Annotated in this window: 2 protein-coding genes; both read right to left on the bottom strand. The window is 52.5% G+C overall.

Annotated features, from left to right (window positions below; all coding sequences use genetic code 11):
• Nucleotides 1-1,806: type III-B CRISPR-associated protein Cas10/Cmr2 (locus ACP5KC_RS08635; RefSeq protein ID WP_428287291.1), on the bottom strand; the 1,806-nt coding region annotated here is incomplete at its 3' end.
• Between the two features lie 199 nt (nucleotides 1,807-2,005).
• The gene (cmr6, locus tag ACP5KC_RS08630) at nucleotides 2,006-2,932 is read right to left on the bottom strand and encodes a type III-B CRISPR module RAMP protein Cmr6 (RefSeq protein WP_428287290.1); all 927 of its coding nucleotides are present in this window, start codon (nucleotides 2,930-2,932) and stop codon (nucleotides 2,006-2,008) included.
• Nucleotides 2,933-3,047: the final 115 nt, after the last annotated feature.

The following is a 3,047-nucleotide window of genomic DNA, read 5'->3' as shown; positions in this document are numbered from 1 at the left end:
CTTAACCGTGTCTCGACAAGCCCTCTTCATAGCCTCGGAGAGAGCTGATGTAAACTTTTCTTCGGGTACATTCAATTCACGGGCCTTGAAGTAAAGGTCTCTGTCCCTCTTATTTTCACCGAAGAGGTCCTCGAGGTCTTTCACGCCAAGCTTTACCCCGAGCTTCGATGCCTCGCTGACCACTTTCTCGTAGAAGGACTCCTTGACATCCCTGCTTAACTTGTTTAGCGAGTTTGTCAGAAACGCTAGAGCGACATCGTCTGTCGACACTATCCCCAGCTTTCCGCTCAAAGTCATGTACAAAACGCGTTTGAAGGCACAGTACGGTCCCAAAGCTTCACCGGGCTTAACGACTTTTGATAGCTCTTCCTCTAGTTTAACGTCTTTAACCTCCCCGCTCGTTTCAAGCACTTTTCTCACCTCGTTCACGAACTCCTCGCTGAAGACGACCTCGCCGTCCTTGACGCTCTTTGTTACCTTTATAACGGCCGGCTCGTCGCCACACAGTGTGCAGTTGACGTAGTCGCAGTAGTCTCCAAGCGGCTTTAGCGCCTTGCTTGAGGAGTCGTACTCCCAGAGGGGCCTCGGAACCGATACCGCCACCTCGCCCGCCCCCACCCGCAGTAGGTGCTTCCACGAGTTGACGAGGACGTGCCAGAGCAGTGATTTTGCTAGTTCCTCGACATCTATACGTCTCTCCTCGAGGATCGCCTTAATTTCACTTTTTACGCGCAAGCCGATCTCGCTACATGAACTCAAGTTTCTCAGGCAGTCAACCACCTTCTCGTATGCCTCGCCGACGTCTACCACGGCCACAAACGGCGTCTTGGGAGGGCTCATTATGATGTTCTTTATGTTGCCCTCGAAGAGCTTGTTTTTCCAATACCTCGCCGATATTTGATCGCTCCTATCCAGACCGCTCTCCACCTGCTCCACCAGCTTACGCCACGACTCATTGTACACCTTCACGACTTCGCTGACCAGCTTGCTCGGGGTCTCGTGGTCTATTCGAGGAACAACGAATAGCGCCGTTGCCGGTACTATGGGTTGTAGCCAAGCCTCTTTCAAGTCTACGCCGAAGACACTCGTGTAAACGACAGCGGCAATCTTGTAGAGCTCTCCTTCCGTCTCCCGCTCGAAGACGAGCCTGAAAGAGGGGTCGCCAAAACCGTATATTGATGCGTTCACTATGGATCTTAGAGTGTACGGGTTCAGCCTAGGCGACGGAGACACCACGATGTCGAAGCCGTACCTGAGAGCAAAGTGTTCTATGACGGACCACACCATGTTAGATAAAATCCAGCTCGAAGCCCAGAAGTCGCCCGCCTTTCTACTAGCGTTTATGAAGGACTGTACTCCGGGCACGTCTACCACCACGAAGTACCCTGTCGGACGGCTACTTTTCTTTAGGCCCACACTACCTTTTTCGACGAAGAGGTTCGATACGGTCGCTGTGGCGTACAAGTGGTCGAAGACCGTGTGGGTTGGAACCCTCGTGTCGGCCAGCGAGGGTGGTAGTCCATGGTAGTACCAATACGCCTCAAACAGTGCGAAAAACGTGTTGTAAGCGAACATCTCGCTGTTTCCTGCCTTGTAAGCCGCGGTAACCGCGTTTCTTAGGTCTCTTACGACTTCATCGATCTTGTTTTCGTCTAGCCCGCCGAGCTCCTCGACGACCTCGGGGTTGAACACATTGTGTAAGCGGTCGTAGCTAAGGTATGTCGACCTCGGCCAGCGTGAGATGTTCAAGATCCACCTATCGAAGGAAGACGCTAGCCTATCGGCCTCATCGACTAGACTCCTCAAATCCTCTCCTAGCCCCTGCGACAGGCGGTAGTTCTCGAAAACGGCCTGCCTGAAACGCGATGCCTCTAATTTGTGCTGTTCGTGGTATTTCCGGCCGTATTTCTTTATGAGGAATGACTTATGCGGCGGGTCGTGAGTCAGGGCGTGGACCTTGATAAGCGCGAGCTGAGACTGTAACTCCCCACTCATACGCGTCCCCTCACTTTGTAGCCTCTCGGCCAGCCCCGCACCCCGTGTTCTTTGGTTCTAGTTTATGAGGCGTTGCAGTCAACCTCCCGTAGCCAACGCTCGTTTTCGCCCCGATACCGGCGCTCATAGCCCCCTTTAGAGCTTCCAGCAAGTTTACGAGATCATCATTACTTAGTCTCATGCTACCTGACTCGTCACAGTAATCGATGCCTACGATCACTCCGAACTTTACGCCTCTCGCAATAGTTGGAAAGACTATAGGAACAGGTCTAGCGCTCGCCTCGTCAATGGAGCCTTTGACCTCGCTGTAGTGAGGTGTGATTACGTCGGGCTCGAGCAGCTTGCCACCTTCGCCACACCCGATAGGATAGCCGTCAAAGAAGTGCACGAGACCCAAGCCCCCTCTGTCGGATCCGAATAAAACATCTGCTTTCTCCTTTAGCGATAAAATCGCCTGGTTACTACCACTGTAGGACTCTATGTAGGCCCTCACAGCGCCCTTGAGACTACTGGAGGGTATAAAAGGCACGTTGAGTACCGGGTCCCAGCTGATATTGACCTCGAGCGGTAGCGTTGGAGTGCTGACCCATATAGTCAGCCTGCTTTCCAGCTTAGCCTCTACCAAGAAGGACGCGTCGAAGAGCTTGGAGACCTCTTCGTAGAGACTTTTAACGTAGCCATTAACCCTGTCTACTATTTTTCTACAATCAAGTGCTTCATAGAGTTTTACTGTGGCATGTCTCGAGAACATGGGCATGTAGTCGGCGGCAGTAACATCCGTCCTCCCGAGGTAGCAATCCACGAAAGCCAAGTTTAACGCGCTAATCACGTTTTTGTTAGACAGGTCCCCCAGCGATTTCTCTACGCAGTCTATTAGACCACCACTCTTCTCCTCCTTCGGCCCGCGTATAGGTTCCCGAGTATGAGGCCTCCTCATGCTACCCACCTGTCCTACGTCGGCCAGATGAGTTTTGGTTCGCTTCCGGTCACATTGTATGTATAGGACTTGAACTCTTCGACGGCCGTTGCAAGAGCTTTAACAATTGGGTTTT

This window comes from Infirmifilum sp. (assembly GCF_049970975.1).
Lineage (GTDB): Archaea > Thermoproteota > Thermoprotei > Thermofilales > Thermofilaceae > Thermofilum > Thermofilum uzonense.
Note: the sequence above shows the minus strand (reverse complement) of the source record. Positions and strands in the feature narration are given on the sequence as shown.

What these genes read in the sequence shown, in the direction of transcription:
- cmr6 (WP_428287290.1), bottom strand. Translation starts at nt 2,932, where the DNA reads ATGAGGAGGCCTCATACTCGGGAACCTATACGCGGGCCGAAGGAGGAG.